At 55.4% G+C, this 15,524-nt stretch carries 16 protein-coding genes; 5 read left to right on the top strand and 11 right to left on the bottom strand.

The features are described 5' to 3' along the window. Positions 1–64 precede the first annotated feature (64 nt). On the bottom strand, positions 65–259 hold the full coding sequence (locus ACFPQ4_RS19090) for a hypothetical protein (protein WP_378113489.1): 195 nt from the start codon (positions 257–259) through the stop codon (positions 65–67). A gap of 193 nt (positions 260–452) precedes the next feature. On the opposite strand from ACFPQ4_RS19090, the gene ACFPQ4_RS19085 reads away from it, so the two are divergent. Beyond that, entirely contained in the window at positions 453–1,259 is an 807-nt protein-coding gene (locus tag ACFPQ4_RS19085) for a hypothetical protein (RefSeq protein ID WP_378113488.1), read from the top strand. A gap of 9 nt (positions 1,260–1,268) precedes the next feature. Here ACFPQ4_RS19085 and ACFPQ4_RS19080 read toward each other — a convergent pair whose 3' ends face one another. Further along, positions 1,269–1,904, bottom strand: a complete 636-nt coding sequence (locus ACFPQ4_RS19080) for an NUDIX hydrolase (protein ID WP_378113487.1) — start codon at positions 1,902–1,904, stop codon at positions 1,269–1,271. A 2-nt stretch (positions 1,905–1,906) separates the two neighbouring features. Then, positions 1,907–2,416: a large conductance mechanosensitive channel protein MscL gene (gene mscL, locus ACFPQ4_RS19075; protein ID WP_378113486.1), complete on the bottom strand. Its 510-nt coding sequence runs from the start codon at positions 2,414–2,416 to the stop codon at positions 1,907–1,909. Between the two features lie 107 nt (positions 2,417–2,523). On the opposite strand from mscL, the gene ACFPQ4_RS19070 reads away from it, so the two are divergent. Next, a complete protein-coding gene (locus tag ACFPQ4_RS19070) occupies positions 2,524–4,281 on the top strand; it encodes an ATP-binding protein (protein ID WP_378113485.1) in 1,758 nt (585 codons plus the stop codon). On the opposite strand, the gene ACFPQ4_RS19065 is transcribed toward ACFPQ4_RS19070, so the two are convergent. Beyond that, positions 4,248–5,162 carry a diacylglycerol/lipid kinase family protein gene (locus ACFPQ4_RS19065; protein WP_378113484.1) on the bottom strand — a complete coding sequence of 305 codons (915 nt, stop codon included), beginning with the start codon at positions 5,160–5,162 and terminating at the stop codon, positions 4,248–4,250. The genes ACFPQ4_RS19070 and ACFPQ4_RS19065 overlap by 34 nt on opposite strands. Before the next feature lie 144 nt (positions 5,163–5,306). Here ACFPQ4_RS19065 and ACFPQ4_RS19060 point away from each other — a divergent pair, with 144 nt between their 5' ends. Both ACFPQ4_RS19060 and ACFPQ4_RS19055 read left to right on the top strand, forming a co-directional pair. Continuing rightward, positions 5,307–6,419 (top strand): DNA alkylation repair protein, encoded by a 1,113-nt coding sequence (locus ACFPQ4_RS19060; RefSeq protein WP_378113483.1) that lies wholly within the window; start codon positions 5,307–5,309, stop codon positions 6,417–6,419. Further along, complete coding sequence (locus tag ACFPQ4_RS19055) at positions 6,416–7,462, top strand: FUSC family protein (RefSeq protein ID WP_378113482.1); 1,047 nt, start codon at positions 6,416–6,418, stop codon at positions 7,460–7,462. The genes ACFPQ4_RS19060 and ACFPQ4_RS19055 overlap by 4 nt, the downstream gene beginning before the upstream one ends. 418 nt (positions 7,463–7,880) lie before the next feature. On the opposite strand, the gene ACFPQ4_RS19050 is transcribed toward ACFPQ4_RS19055, so the two are convergent. The 7 genes from ACFPQ4_RS19050 to ilvA form a co-directional block, all read right to left on the bottom strand. Further along, positions 7,881–9,107 carry a WD40/YVTN/BNR-like repeat-containing protein gene (locus ACFPQ4_RS19050; protein WP_378113481.1) on the bottom strand — a complete coding sequence of 409 codons (1,227 nt, stop codon included), beginning with the start codon at positions 9,105–9,107 and terminating at the stop codon, positions 7,881–7,883. A 171-nt stretch (positions 9,108–9,278) separates the two neighbouring features. Next, a complete protein-coding gene (locus ACFPQ4_RS19045) occupies positions 9,279–9,557 on the bottom strand; it encodes a transposase (protein ID WP_378113480.1) in 279 nt (92 codons plus the stop codon). 11 nt (positions 9,558–9,568) lie between these two features. Then, positions 9,569–9,712, bottom strand: coding sequence for a hypothetical protein (locus ACFPQ4_RS19040; RefSeq protein ID WP_378113479.1), 144 nt, complete (start codon positions 9,710–9,712; stop codon positions 9,569–9,571). 72 nt (positions 9,713–9,784) lie between these two features. Continuing rightward, positions 9,785–10,375 carry a TVP38/TMEM64 family protein gene (locus ACFPQ4_RS19035; RefSeq protein WP_378113478.1) on the bottom strand — a complete coding sequence of 197 codons (591 nt, stop codon included), beginning with the start codon at positions 10,373–10,375 and terminating at the stop codon, positions 9,785–9,787. Between the two features lie 41 nt (positions 10,376–10,416). Further along, positions 10,417–11,604: an MFS transporter gene (locus tag ACFPQ4_RS19030; RefSeq protein ID WP_378113477.1), complete on the bottom strand. Its 1,188-nt coding sequence runs from the start codon at positions 11,602–11,604 to the stop codon at positions 10,417–10,419. A gap of 26 nt (positions 11,605–11,630) precedes the next feature. Continuing rightward, entirely contained in the window at positions 11,631–12,788 is a 1,158-nt protein-coding gene (locus ACFPQ4_RS19025; RefSeq protein WP_378113476.1) for an MGDG synthase family glycosyltransferase, read from the bottom strand. Between the two features lie 146 nt (positions 12,789–12,934). Continuing rightward, a complete protein-coding gene (ilvA, locus tag ACFPQ4_RS19020; RefSeq protein ID WP_378113475.1) occupies positions 12,935–14,203 on the bottom strand; it encodes a threonine ammonia-lyase IlvA in 1,269 nt (422 codons plus the stop codon). Positions 14,204–14,860: 657 nt separating this feature from the next. On the opposite strand from ilvA, the gene ACFPQ4_RS19015 reads away from it, so the two are divergent. Continuing rightward, positions 14,861–15,421, top strand: a complete 561-nt coding sequence (locus ACFPQ4_RS19015) for a hypothetical protein (protein ID WP_378113474.1) — start codon at positions 14,861–14,863, stop codon at positions 15,419–15,421. Positions 15,422–15,524: the final 103 nt, after the last annotated feature.

The following is a 15,524-nucleotide window of genomic DNA, read 5'->3' as shown; positions in this document are numbered from 1 at the left end:
CGTATGCGGACCCGCATGTACGGTGGTGTGAGAGGTCAGGGGCTTGCCGCCCCTATCTACTCGATTATTTCTTCTTCGTTTGTTTGGCGCGGGTGAGTCCCGTGTAGCCGATGATAATGCCTGCGACTAGAAGCGTCATGCCGACGGCCGTGCTCAGGAAAATCGTATCGACGATGCCGAAGATGACGATCATAAGGCCTAGTAGAGATAGGGCGTGCGGATTTTGTTTCGGACTCTGCTTCGGATTTTGCTTCTTCATTGGACACCTCGCGGACGTGCGGTTGATGGAATAAAGTATAACGTATCGCGAGGAATTGCAACAGATGTCAATTAAGCTCACTTGAAATCTGGAGTATCATGCGAGCGACGCAGTCGGCATATAGTATTGGCAATAGACTGCCCGCGCGGAGTAGTCGATTTCGGCATGCGCCGAACGGAGGGGGAACAACATTATGCCGAGGATCCCGAATTTTCCGGAGCCGTTGCTGGAGGAGCATAAGAAGTGGCATCACGACAGGCATAACGTAGATCTTGATCAGCCGCCGTCCGGATACGGAATGGCTTTTTTGCAGTTTCATCGCAACTTCATTTCGCGCGTGTTGTCCTGGTACAACCAAAGCGGCAACAATCCGAGTCTTGTCGAGCCGTGGGCAAGCGTTCCGGAGCCGATTCGCAGGGCGCCGTGTTACGACCAAGCGGCGGAAGCGCGCATCTTGTTCCAGCCGGAATCGTTCGCGAACGCGGATGAGCTGGGCAGGTTTATCGAGTCCTCCGGCATTCACGGCTGCATCCACCAAGAAGCCGCGAAGCTCTATGAAGAGCCCGAAATCAATGATTTCGACGTGGCTCCGCGTCAGACGGTGTTCTACAACATTCACGGGATGATCAATCGTTGGTATCAAAACTGGGAAGGATTAGGCAGGTTTCGCGAAGGGATGGCCTACTGGTGCGGAACGTTCTGCGAGTCGGACGACGAGGTTCTTTACTATAGAGAGGACGGCACGTGGTGGCTAGGGCAGTCGCAGCCTGGCGAGCCGTCGAACAGGCTTCAAGCTTCGGCGCTGGAATGGGCGGCAATCGGAGACAGCAGGAATTTCGGACCGATCGGAGACGGGCGGCCTTTCCGGGTGTGGGATATCGACGGCGACGGGAAGCTGGAGGTCATATTCTGTAATCCGGCTGACGGAATGTGGAGAGAAGGCAAAATGAAAGACGGACGGTTGCACTGGCAACCTGTCCGTCTGCGTGCGACGCGTTAGCAAGAGAGGTCATCGTCCGGCTAACTCGCGCAATCGTTTGAAAACATCGAGATAGTAGCTTTCGCTCCTGGGGACGAAAGCCGAGCGGGTAACGCTCGCTTCGCTTGGCGAGATCAATCCGCCACGGGAGACGATGCCCCGTGCCAGAAGCTCCGCAAGCTTCCCTTCCATTAAAGCGATTAGATCGCTAGCGCGCGCTTCATATACGCCGGCTACTTCTTCCTCTTGGAGCCGGAAGCGCGTTAGGTCGAAATCGGAGACGCAACCGTACACGTAGCTCACTTCGCGATCGATATATCGTATGCCGAGCGCTGTCCCCTCGTCTTCCTCCCGCACCGTGCCGAACGGCGTCAGCTGATCGAAGCCGATCGCGACGCCGAGCTCTTCCTCCAGCTCCCGGACGGCTTCCCTAGGCGTTTCTCCGGCAACGAGATGACCTGCCGCGGTGATGTCGAATTTGTCCGGATTCGTGTCCTTACCCGAAGATCGCTGCTGGAATAGGATCGTAACCTCATCGCCCTCTCCGGCCCGCGCCAGCCAGCAATGGAACGATCTGTGCCACAAGCCTCGCGCATGCACCTCCGAGCGTTCCGCCGTTCCGATCCAGCGGTCTTCCTCGTCGTAGACGTCGAACGTTTCTCCCATGCTTACCCTCGCGCTCCCTCGGCTTGTCCGCTCGCGGCGACATCGGACGTGCAGTGGGCGCAGCGCGTCGCGGCGATCGGGATTTCCGATAGGCAATATGGGCATTCCCGCGTGCTTGGAGCGGGAGCCGCGGACTCTTCCGCTTGTTTTTTGCGTCCCAAACGGTTAATGAATTTCACGAGCAGGAACACGCAGAACGTGACGATGAGGAAGTCGAGCAGCACGTTAATGAATTGGCCGTAGGCGATAACGGCCGCGCCGGCTTCCTTCGCTTCGGCGAGCGTCTTCGGGAACATATTGTTGTCCAGCCTTTTCCCCGGGTCGAGATTGATGAACAGATCGGTGAAGTCGACCCCTCCGAGCAGCTTGCCGACCGGCGGCATGACGATGTCGTTAACGAGCGAGGTGACGATTTTGCCGAACGTCGCGCCGATGATAACCCCGACGGCCAGATCGACGACATTGCCTCGCATGGCGAAAGTTTTGAATTCGCCGAACATAGATTTCAGCATGCAATAACCTCCATTTTTCAACTGATTTTGGAAAAGGATTTTGACGATCATCGTCGAATGGATATAAAAGATGGAGAACGATGTCATGTATTGCGAGGGAGTGTAATATGCACGGTACCGGTGCGGTCGGACCTGTCTTTTTTTTGCTGCTGGCACTGTTGATCAGCATACTCGCATCTTATACGATGTTCAACTTTATTGGCAACCTTAAGCGCTCGAACGGCGGATTCCGCCAGTTTTGGCTTGCCGGAGGCGCATTCATCTTCGGAATAGGTATATGGGCGAAGCATCTGGTCATGCTGATGGCGCTCGAGCAGACGCTTTACTTCGATTGGACGATGCTTGTCGCGCTTTGCTTCATTATTTTCTTTTCCTTGATGACGTTCGTGTTGCTGACTTTCCAAGGAGCGGTCGCATTTCGCTTGCTGTTCGGAAGTCTCATCCTCGCCTCCGGTATAGCGTTCATGAGTTACTTTACGATATTCGGACAGCCGATCGAGAAGCTCGACGTGCAGCCCGCATACGTGGTTTTGTCGCTTTTGGTGCTGTTCGTAGGCACGTACGTGGCTTTCCTGTTCTCGGAGAACAGCAATCGGAAGCTGAGATTTCTGTCCAGCATCATTCTTGGGACATCTGCGCTCGTCGTGCAATTGTTCGGAGAAAAAGGAATGCAGTTCGAGTATTCCCCTTTCTACACGGAGGACAAGCTCAACGCCGATATTTCGTTGCTTGCGATTATTATCGGGATCGGTGCTCTTTTGATTTTGCTCTCGACCCATATTACGTGGTATATCGATAAGCGGCTCGGTCAGATGGACGAACGTTACCGGCTTCTAGTCGAAAACTCGCTGGATACGATCGCGATTTTCAAAGGGGGCCAATGGGCATTCGTCAATTCCGCGGGGCTTCGCATGTTCGAGGCTAACCAGAGCCATGAACTGGTCGGCAAGTCCATCTATACGTTCCTGCCGGTACGCGACCATTTGAAAGTGAAGGAACGGCTGCAAAATCTCGTGTTTACGGGAAGCGGGAAGCCGATCGAGCAAGAATGGTACACGCTCGAAGGGCATACGCTACATACCGAAATCGTGGAGACGATGACAGCGATCGATAACGAGCCGGCGGTGCAAGTGATCATTCGCGACATCTCCGAGCGCAAAAAGAACGAGGAGCTTCTTATCAACTCCGAGAAGCTGTACGTGGCCGGCCAGTTGGCCGCGGGGATCGCGCACGAAATTCGCAATCCGCTCACGTCGCTCAAGGGCTTCCTGCAATTGATCGCGTCCGGGCGCAAGAACAACGGTACATATTACGACATAATGAACTCGGAGCTCGACCGAATCGAGGATATCGTCAGCGAATTGCTGATGCTGTCTAAGCCGCAAGTGTACGATCTGACTTATCAAGACATGCGAGTTATGATGCGGGATACGGTGACGCTGCTAGAGACGCAGGCGATCTTGCACAATATCGCGATCGACGCGGAATACGGCACGGATCCGCTCTGGATCTATGGCGTGGAAAACCAAGTGAAGCAAGTGTTCATCAACGTGATCAAAAATGCCATCGAAGCGATGATCGACGGAGGTTCCATCCGAATCAAGCTGTCGCGCGAGCATGATTGCATATACGTACGGATTCGAGACGAAGGACCGGGCTTCGGGGAAGACCAACTGGCCAAGATCGGGCAGCCTTTCTATACGACGAAAGAGAAAGGTACGGGTCTTGGCCTGATGGTCAGCTATAAGATCGTGGACAATCATCAAGGAAAAATCAACGTGAAAAGCGAAATCGGCAAAGGCACGTTGTTCGAGATCATGCTGCCGTTCCGTTATCCGGAAAGCGTAGTTAAAAAGACGAGTTGACCCTGGAGCAGCTTCGCTTCGATTGGCGTTTCTCCCGACGGCTCTCCGTCGCCGTAGGCGAGGAATCGTCCTTTCGTCTGGATCGTTACCTGGCGCCCCTTAAGCAGCGTTACATTGCGCCGCTTAACGTGGGTGCCTTTTAGTAACGTCGGGAATACGAATAAAATACGCCAAATGCCGCAGCCATGCACGACGCATACGTGCAGCTGCCCGTCGTCGAAGCGGGCATCCGGGCAAATTCTAAGTCCGCCGCCGTAAGAAGCGATATTGGCGATCGCCGATAGCCACCCGCGATCGAAGCGATGGACTACGCCGTCCATCGTCACCGTGATCTCTCCCGGGGAGAACTGGGACAACGCGCGGAAAAAACCGATTACGTAAGCCAAGGAGCCGAGGCCCAGTCGGTTGCACCACCGCTTGTAGCGCGAGCCGTTCACGTCGGCGGCGACGGCACCGTCCATACCGACGGCGATGGCCGTAATCGTAACTTGGGTTTCGTCTCCAGAGGTACTCGCGATGACGTCGGCTAATCTCGTCCGTCCGGACACAATAATATCCAATGCTTGTAACGGATCGCGCGGTATGGCGAAAGCGCGGGACGTATCGTTGCCGGAGCCGGCGGGAATGATGCCGACCGGAATGCCGGTGCCCGTCAGCAAAGGCAGAACGCTGTGCAACGTTCCGTCTCCGCCTACGACCGCAACCGCTTTCAATTTCGTGGAGCGCAATAGCTTGTCCGTTCGTTCGAACGCATCCGCTCCGCTAGTCGCCAAGATCTTCGTATAGGACGTTCCCCGCGCCTGCAATTGCGATTCTACTTGCTGCCAGACTTTGGCGCCCCGGCCGTTGCCGGAGTTCTCATTCACGACGAACAGAATCAAGGGTTCACGTCTCCTCGGGTATAGTGGGTTTGAGCCCATTATAAGGGGAGGTCCGGTAGAAAGGAAGATCAAATTAAGAGCCGCGAGCGCGGACATGTTATAATCATCCATACAGGGCAACGGACACATCAAGGAGGAACGAACGTGGCAGAACCGCTCAAAGCGATCTATCATGAAGCATTCATACGCTCATTCGCGGACAAAGTAAAGGGCGCCTATCCGCCATTCGATACGGGGGCATTCTCCTCGGCCGTGCTAGGTCCGGGTTGGGACGAGCTTGAACTGAAAGGCCGCATGCGCAGAATCACGCTAAGCCTCGGAGCGACTTTACCGTCCGATTACGGCAAGGCGCTAGCTATATTAGAAGCGATCTACGAGACGTGCGGGGGGCTGCCTTATTTGTTCTTCCCCGATTTCGTGGAAATTTACGGGCTTAACGACTGGGACTTGTCGATTGCGGCGCTTGCGAAATTTACGCGGATGTCGACGTCGGAGTTCGCGGTAAGGCCGTTCTTGAAACAAGATCAATCGCGCATGATAGCGCAAATGTTGACTTGGAGCGGCGACGAGGACGATCATGTGCGTCGATTGGCCAGCGAAGGTTGCCGTCCCCGATTGCCGTGGGCAGATGCGTTGCCCGCGCTGAAGCGGGATCCGGAACCGATTCTCCCGATCCTGGAGCGGCTCAAGTCGGACCCGTCCGAATACGTTCGCCGCAGCGTGGCCAACAATTTGAACGATATTTCCAAGGATCATCCCGAGCGGGTCGTCGCGTTGGCTCAAGCATGGATCGGCGATAACGCGCATACCGATTGGGTGCTCCGCCACGGATGCCGAGGGTTGCTAAAGGCGGCTCATCCGGCCGTGATGGCGCTCTTCGGCATGGCTCCACCGGCAGGGGTAACGGTAGAGTCGTGGACGGTTACGCCGGACGCGGTCGCCATCGGCGACTCGGTTCGTTTTCGCTACGCCATACGCTTGCCGCAAGGCGAGCCGATTAAGCTAAGAATCGAAATGGCGGCTTATTTCGTTCGAACGACCGGCAAATATTATCGCAAGCTATTCAAGCTTAGCGAAAAGACGGTAGGCGGAGGAACGCTCCAGCAGGGCGGACGCGAGTTCTCTTTCGCGGACTTGTCCACGCGACGCCATTACCCCGGCTCGCATAGGCTGGCGCTCGTCGTGAACGGACAAGAGTTGGCTTCGGCCGACGTGATGCTGCGAGCAAGCGAGCGTGGAGGTGAAGATAGGCCATGACGATCGGCGCTAGAGTGCTCAAGACCGGTCTTGCCGTCGCCGTCGCTCTATGGGTGGGGACGCTCGTCAATCTCGGCTCTCCGATCATTGCCGCGATCGCCGCCATCTTCACGATACAACCTTCGATCTACCGCTCTTGGAAGCAAGTACTCGAGCAGGTGCAGAGCAACTTGCTCGGAGCCGCCGTCGCGATCGCGGCGCTGTGGTCCGTAGGCAGCAATCCGATTATCGTAGGCATCGTCTGCATATGCGTTATTCTGTTATGCATTCGGCTCAAAGCCGACGAGGCGATCGTCGGGTTAACGTTAGTTACCGTAGTCGTCATTATGGAAGCGCACGGGCAAAGCTGGCTGATCGCGTTGGACAGGCTGGCGGCGATCTTAACGGGAATCGTCGCGGCTTTCGTCGTTAACGTGACGGTTGCGCCGCCGCGGCACCGGAGCCGGTTCGTAAGCTATATTCAAGAGACGGAGACGCTTCTCTCCCGTCTATTGCGAACGGCGATATCGAACGAATTGAAGGAAAACGTGTACCGGGAAGAGTATGGACGTCTGCGGACGAAGCTTCGCAAGCTGGACGAGTATTACGAGCTATTCGCGGAAGAGCGGGTATGGCGCAAGCAAGCCCGTCTTCAGAGGGTCCGTCTGCTCGTCGTCTATCAAGGGATGCTGTCGGCGCTCGAAAAGGGCGTATCGCTGATCGATGCGGTCGAGGAACACTACTTCAGCGTCTCGACGGCGCAAGCTTGGAATCGGCTGATCGACCGGCAGATCGAATCGCTGTGCGGGTACCAAGAGCAACTCATGTGGAAGTGGCAAGGCAAGATGAAGCCGGGCTCCCATGCCGCCGCGCCGCCACCGGAAGCTTCGATGTTGCTTTCCGAGCTCATCCTCGATCGCGAAGAGAACGATCCGACTTCGCGAGCCAGATTGCTCGTCATTACGTCGGCCGTATTCACTTACGAGGAACGGCTTCGTCGGTTAGATAAGCTGATGGAGCAATGGCTGCAACGGGAAGATAAGCCGGAAGCCATAGCGTCATGACCCTGTTACGTCCAAAGCCCGCGCCGACAGTACTCCGTAACACCAAACCAAAATCCCGCCCCGACTTGCGTCCGGGCGGGATTTTTTGACTTGCGCGCGCGAGGCTATCGAATACAGCGGACCGTAGAGACGCTATATCGACGAAATGGGCTGACATCGATGAGTTTTGCGGACAGTAGGGGCGTTATTCATGGACAAGTTAGGGTTGATCTTACGAATCTGGCCTAATAAGGACTGCTAGGTCCGGTTTATTCGTATAATCATAAGTTTATCCGGAAATAGCGGCATCTGTGTCCGCGAGCAACAGTCAAGAAATCACGGGACTAGACGACTGCACGAACCAGATTTCTCAGACAACCTCTATCTGACTCCGACGATCTCAACCCGCCGCCTACAATCTAACCTTCGCCAATCTCCCTTATTTATCGAACGTATATGTCTTGTTCCAGGTGTTGCCTCCGTCCGAAGACGTGTACAACACGGACGGCTGCTCGTTCTCGGTGTTGATCCACCAAATATGGTCGGCATCCTGGGCGCCTATGAATTGAGGACCGTATCCGGGAAACGCGGCTTTCAGGTTAACCCAGGTCGCGCCGCCGTCCGTCGTCTTACCCATCGTATTGCTAAGATCGCAGGCGCTGCATCTGCCGCCCATGAAGGCGACCTTGGTATTGACTACGTTAAGTGTACCCGGACTAGATCCGTCGTTGCGCGGAACTTTCGTCTCTTCGCTCATTTTAAAGCCGGGAGCGGGACCTGACCCCGCTTGGTTGTTCGCTAGCACGGGTGTCCAGCTTTTGCCGCCGCTCTCCGTATGGAACAAAGAATAGGAAGTCTGGCTCATGCCTGAATCTCCGATCAGCTCGATCCACGCATCGTTCTTACCGGCAGAGCGGATGACCGTTCCCGTCACGGGAGCTTCCGTAGCTCGCGTATATACGACTTTCCACGACTTAGCTCCGTCCGTCGTTCGCCTGAAATCGAATTTGCCGTTCGTCTGGGTGACGATCCAGCCGTTATTTTTATCGTGGAAATAAGCGTTTCCTACCGTTTCGGCCGGAAGTTTGTACGTTGTCCAGGTCTTTCCGCCATCGGTCGTATGGTCGTTGCCGCTGAAAGCTTCGTTCGCGGATACGAAATGAAGGAAATCGCGATTCGGCACGGTGCCGGCCGCAGACCAATTGCTCCCGCCGTCCGTCGTTCTAATGAGGGAGAGCTCTTTCGCGTCGCCCTTATCCAATGTTGCCCATGCTTCGATATTATTCAGCGCGAACAGTTGTTGAACCGTTTCTTGGCCTTCCCATTGCTTCGTCCAACTGTTGCCGCCGTTGCGGGTACGCGCGATCCAGCCTTCGCCGCCCGTCCATCCGGTCTTATAATCCGCAAGCCGCATGGCCGTTACCGTTCCCAGCTTAGGCGGGGGCAGGGACGAAGCGGGAGGGGGGCTCTCGGATGAAACGGGGGAGCTGCTCGGTTCCTCCGGGCTCGGAGGCACGGATGCCGTCTCTTCGGGCGTCGCGCTCGGCATAATCGATGGACTGACAGTGCTGTTAGTAGCCACGCCGTTGCCGTTCGAGCAACCGAGTAGCGGAACGGCAATCAGGATCGTAACGAATAGAAGCTTGATGGGGTTACGAAATCTCATGAAGATCCACTTCCTTTCCTGTTAGATTAGACGATGCGTAAGCTTTCGGAGTTACATGCTATCGTTTAACAATTTTGCCCAGATCGGGTAGAGGCAACCGCGGCCCATACAAAAAGCCGCCCCGAAGCAACGATCGTTGCTTGCGAGGCAGCCTTGCCCAAACCCTATACGTTACTTCTTCCCGCGATCCATTTGTCGGCGAGGGTGGTCGATTTTGCCCATTTGGTCCGTATCGTTCGCTTTCGGCACGAGCCTCGGATCGGTACGGCCGTCGTGATGATTCTCGATATTGAGCTCGGTAAGCTTCCATTCCGTATGCCCGAGCATCGTATCGGATGGGAAAATGTCGCCTCGATTCAGATGCGCTTCCGCACCCCACTCGTTCTCGTACACGCCGTCTACTTCGACCTTCTCGCCCGTAAAGGGCTCCATGCGTTTATCTTCGCTCATTGTTACGCCCCCTACAATCCGTGTTTCGGAACGGCGGCACGATCGGCTTCCGATTGCATCTCGCGCGCCTGTGCCTTGCCCTGACCGGACCGGTCGGCTTTCGATTGGGCGATGCTAGCCTCTAACTGCTTGCGGGATGGGTGTTCGCCCGACATGGCTGTATCCTCCTTAGCGATCGATTCCTCGCATAGGGTTCCACGGGAGAGGGGGCGTTATGCTTCGTTAGCTTAGGTGAGTCTTGATTCCAGCTTGCGGCCGCCAATCCATAGCAGCACTAGAACCGCGACCGCCATCACGATGCGCCAAGGATTCTCGACCATTGCGTTAAGGTCGTGTCCGAGGAAGGACAGCGTGAAGATCATGACCGCTTTGCCAAGCAACACGGCAGTTACGAACGTATGTAGAGGGATCTTCGACATGCCGGCCGCGATATTGATGAGAACGGACGGCGAGAACGGGAAGCAGGACAGAATGAAGATCGGTGTGAAGCCTTTGCGGTCGACCCAATCGAAAAAGTTTTGCGCCTTCGGAAAGCGGAGACGAATACGGTCTCCGTATCGGACGCTAAGCTTACGCGCGATCATGAACACGAGCAAAGAACCGATGGATACGCCGATCCAGGAATAAAGGAAGCCGAACCACATGCCGTATGCGGACGCGTTGGCTACGACGAACACGACAAGCGGCAGGATCGGCAGGAACGCTTCGAGCAAGGGGAGCATAATGCCGGGAAGCGGACCGAGCTCGGAGTACCGATGAAGCAACGAGTTGATGTCGTCTAAGGTAATGCTTTTGGCGAAGCTTAATAAGCTAGACATGATGACAGGCTCCATTCCTAGGTTCATGATTGGCGGTTTTCTTAAGGAGGCGGGCCTTCGCCCCTAAACAGCCGGAAAGGGAAAAAGACGTAAAACGAGCTGATGAAAATGAACAGAATACCCGTCAGCCCGACGACGGAAGATTGGCTGAACCTTGTGGCAAGCAAACCGCCGATATACGGTCCGATCATGCCTCCTAAGCCCTCTACGGTGGAAAGCACGCCCCAGCCTAAACCTTGTTGTCCGGGCGGGACGTAAGCGGCGAGCAAAGCGTTCCAAGCCGGCAAAACCGCGGAGTAGGAGAAACCCAGGATCAAAGCCCAGAACAACGCCAAGGCGATCGGAGGTTTGCCGGTCAACGCGAGCATGATCATCCCGAAAAGCAGGAATCCGATAATTAGGAACCATTTTTTGCCGTGAGCGTCCGATAGCTTGCCCATGGGAATCAAACCAAGAACCGTGCATCCGCCGCCGATAATGAGCAGCATCGAATATTGGCTCGCCGTCATGCCGAGATCGTTCACCGCGAAGCTTGGAAGGATCGGCATCAGCATGCCGGCCGCCAGCGTCTGAAGCACCATTCCCGGCAAGAGAAGCTTCATCTCCCGAAGCCTGCTGCCGAGAATGGACAGCTGTTGTCCGAACGGTACGACGTCCAGATGGACGCTTCGTTGTTCGTTAATAAGAAAAGATAACAACCAAGCCGCGAGCGCTACGCCGGCTAACACCCAATACGTCAATTCCGTGTCGTAGTCCAGCAGCAGGTTCGTAACGACGGGACCCGCGCCTAGACCGACGAACCAAATCGTATACAAGAATCCCATCTGCGTCGCCCGGCGATCCTCGCGAACCTTCGTTAAGCAGACGATCCAAATCGGAGAAATACCGATGCCATATACGGCAGCAGCGGCGATGAACATCCAAGCGACGTCCGCGTATTGCAATACGGCGATGCCGACCAGCGAGAACAACAGGGCAATGCAGACGATCGTGCGTACCGAAAACCGGTCGAGCAAATACCCAATGACGAGCTTAAGCACGGTATCGGTCAAGAAAGACGCGGTGATCGCCGCGCCGATGACGTCGAGACTAAGACCGAGCTCCTTTTCGCCATAGATGGGAAGGAAGCTGATCAAAGCGGCTCCGCGCACGAATTCCACGAGAAACAATATCACGATATACAGCAGCATGTCCGATTGTAAAAATGATCTCTTTGACGCCGAATTCACGCGTAAAGCTCGCTCCTTTGGGAAGATCAACCCCGTATGAGCGGTACGGAAGCCTCTTCCATTATATGCAATTGGTTAGTAATATCCAAGGCGATCCGGTCCGATGCGCTTTCTTTGCTTAAACGCTCCAGCGCTCGGCACATTGCCAGCCGATGGTGGGAGTCGCGAAGCAGCCGGAGTATCGCCTGAAACAGCTCTTCGATCGACCTGCTAATGAACGCGGCGCCTTGGCGCTGCAAGTAAAGGGCGTTATTGCGCTCCTGTCCGGGCACCGGCCGCAGCAGAAAGATCGGCAATCGGGCTTCGATCGCTTCGGACATCGTCAGTCCGCCCGGCTTCGTTACGATGCAAGCCGCAAGGCGCATGAGCTCGTCTATTCGGTCCACGTAACCGAGCACCGTCACATTCGCGTGCATAGCGAATCTCCGATGAAGCTCGGATTGTACCGAGCGGTTATGCCCGCAGACAACGATGGTCTGGATGTTCTTTTGAACGGAAAGCTTCCCGCATAGATTGCGCAAATTCGCGAAGTTGCCATAAGCGCCGGCCATGAGCAGCACGATCGGTTGATCCGGGGTTAAGCCGTAACGGGCCGCGACAGCTTCGCGCTCGGACAAGCTAAGCTGTTCGGCGAATGAACGCCGCAACGGAATGCCGGTTGCTTTGATTCGGTTATCGCCGATGCCGAGCTTGTTCAATTGCAGACGAAGATCGTCGGTTGCGACATAGTATTTGTCAACTTGGGGATGAACCCATCGCATGTGGAGGTCGAAATCGGTTACTACGTTGAACATTGGAATGCGTCGTCCGAGACGCGTGGTAATAAGGGGAAGAGCGAGTGAAGGAAAAGTATGGATGATGGCATCGGGTCGTTCGAGTTCGATGAGCTTCAAAAGCTCGTCGGCGCCGAACGAATGGAGAAAGTGGGCGAACGGAGAACTTGCTTTCATGTCTCTCGTCGTCTCGTACACCCAGCCGTATAGATGCGGGAACATATCGTAGCTTTTGCGGTAGACGAATTTGCTTACTTCGTTCAGAAGAGGATGGGATTGCGCAAGCAGATCGACGATTTGCGCTTCGGCAATGCCGAGTCGCGCGAAGCTGTCCGAGAGCGCTGTCGCGGCCTGCAGGTGACCGTCTCCGAAACGCGCGTACACGATGAGCAGCTTTATTTGTCTCCCCATATTCGCACCTCGTTGCAGTTAACTTGCCGTTATACGATAAGTGTAATCGGCAATTGTTAATGGCGAATAAAGGGAGACGGTCTAAGCGGAAGAATGGACGAGAATCGAGAGGCGATAACGGTGAAACAGCCCGGTTAGAAGCCCGGTTAGATTAGCAGGTTGAACAGCAGCGGGTCTTTGTTCAATTCTACGAACTGGAAGCCTTTGCGATTCATTCGTTCTACCAATGGATCGTAGTCCTCGCGGGTTTTGAGCTCGATGCCGACGAGCGCCGGCCCGTTCTCCTTGTTGTGCTTTTTCGTGTATTCGAATTGGACGATGTCGTCATTCGGACCGAGCACGTCGTCGAGAAATTCGCGTAGGGCGCCCGCCCGCTGAGGGAAGTTGATCATAAAATAATGCTTCAGCCCTTCGTAGATGAGGGAGCGTTCTTTGATCTCCTGCATTCGGTCGATGTCGTTGTTGCCGCCGCTAATGACGCAGACGATCGTTTTGCCGCGGATCGTCTCCGGATCGAGCGCGGATAACGCGGCGACGGTTAACGCGCCGGCAGGCTCGGCCACGATCGCATGCTCGTTATACAGTTCAAGAATCGTCGTGCAGACGCGGCCTTCGGGGATGGCGATCGTATCGTCAAGCAGCTCGCGGCATAGCGCGAACGTCAAGTCGCCGACGCGTTTAACGGCTGCGCCGTCCACGAATTTGTCGATCTCGGACAACGTGACGACGCTACCCTGGTTGAGCGCCGTGCGCATGGAAGGAGCGCCTTCCGGTTCGACTCCGATAATGTTCGTCGTTGGGCTGATCGCTTTGACGTAAGACGCGACTCCGGCGGCTAATCCGCCTCCGCCGACCGTCAGTAGCAGCATGTCGATCGGGTGGACGCCGGCTTCAACGATTTCTTTGCCGACGGTCGCGTTGCCCGCGACGATGCGCGGGTCGTCGAACGGATGCACGAACGGCATATTTTGCTCCCGGCTTGCGCGGATCGCTTCCGCATAGGCGTCGTCGAACGTATCGCCCACGAGCCTAACTTCGATCCAATCGCCGCCGAATAGCTTGACTTGGTTGATCTTCTGCCTTGGCGTCGTCGCCGGCATGTAGATAATGCCGCGTATCCCGAGTTTCTGGCAGGAGAAAGCCACGCCTTGGGCATGGTTGCCCGCGCTGGCGCAGACGACGCCGCGAGACCGCTCTTCCTCGGACAACGAGGAGATGAGGTTGTACGCTCCGCGGATTTTGAAAGAGCGAACGATCTGAAGATCCTCGCGCTTCAAATATACGTTGCAGTCGAACTTGGCGGACAAAGCGCGGTTATGCTGCAGCGGCGTCGGCGCAAGCACCTCTTGGAGCACGCGATGGGCGCTCAGCATGTCGGCGAGCGGTATGGGAAAGCCGGATTCGTGCTGGTTCATGAGAACATCATCCTTTCTTTTGCCGGCGAGAGCCGATATAGTTTGAGAGTGGGCGATGGATCGCCACAACTCGGTTTGGCGAGCGGGATAAGAGCATCGTGAAAATAACGACACGCTGTGCGCTTAGAGCGTTGAAACTCGGTGCTTCGGGTGGAATAAGGACACGCAGTGCGCTTAGAGCGCTGAAACTCGGTGCTTCGGGTGAAATAAGGACACGCGGTGTGCTTAGAGCGCTGAAACTGGGTGCTTCGGGTGAAATAAGAACATGTGGTGTGCGTAAAACCATTTTTGGGTACAAAAAAACCGCCCCCGCAAAAGGGACGGATTAAGCTCCGTGGTACCACCCTCGTTCCGAAACGCGTCATGTTCATCATGAAACGCTCGGCACTCGTTCGTCGTATCGTATTACGACGTATTCCCGTAACGGGGGAAGGCGTCCGCGCTTACCGGATCGATCGCTTGCAGTGTTCGGCGCGGCTTCTCGGGGAGGATATTGGTCCTGGTTTCGTACCGCCGGCTCTCAGCAAATCGCCGGCTCTCTGGAGGTCGAAGGCGCAGGGCAACGCGTTCCCGTCAATGAATGTACCTCCTGTTATACGCTTCGAGCGCGAAGTTGTCAATTGCTTGTTTGTTCGGATAGAAAGAGAGGCGTTTGCATTGAAAAAAATGTTCGTAGGACTCGTCCTGTTCCTCATTCTCGCCATCATTGCGGTCGTAGCCGGGTTGTTCTACATTAAGCCGACCGAAGAGTTGGACTTAACTCATCGTAAGGTTCCGATCAAGGAACGCGCGATCGACATGGTTAAGCGGACATCCCTCGAGCTTATCGTAACCGAGGCGGACGTGAACAATTTGCTGAAGACGAAGCTGTCCGAAGATCCGATCGTGCAAAAGAACGTCGAGGTGACCGGAGCCAAGTTCACGGTAATCGGCGATCTGCTGATCGCGGACTTGAACGTGCTATGGAAGGATCTCGTACCGTCCAGCTTGCGCATCGTCTACCGGTTGCATTGGGAAAGCCCGAACATTATCGCTACCGTAGAAGAAGCGAAAATCAAATCGATCTCCTTGCCTTCGTCTGCGATTGCCGGCTTCGTCATCCCGCTTGGCGATGAGCTGCCGAAGCCGCTTAAGATCGAGAAAATCGACTGGGGCGTCGGGGAGATTAAGGTGAAGCTTAAGAAGCCTAGTTTGAAGGATTTGCGGGAGTTGTTGTAGGGGAGATTGGTGCATCCGGAGCTGTTGCCGTCGCGCAAGGCGGTGAGAGCTTCGGGGGCGAATAAGCTATCGTAAATGAGGGTTGACAGCCCAAATTGAAAGC

It is taken from the genome of Cohnella yongneupensis, assembly GCF_042655785.1.
In the GTDB taxonomy this organism is placed as follows: domain Bacteria; phylum Bacillota; class Bacilli; order Paenibacillales; family Paenibacillaceae; genus Cohnella; species Cohnella yongneupensis.
The sequence above is the reverse complement of the archived record's forward strand: the minus strand, read 5'-3'. Positions and strand labels throughout refer to the sequence as shown.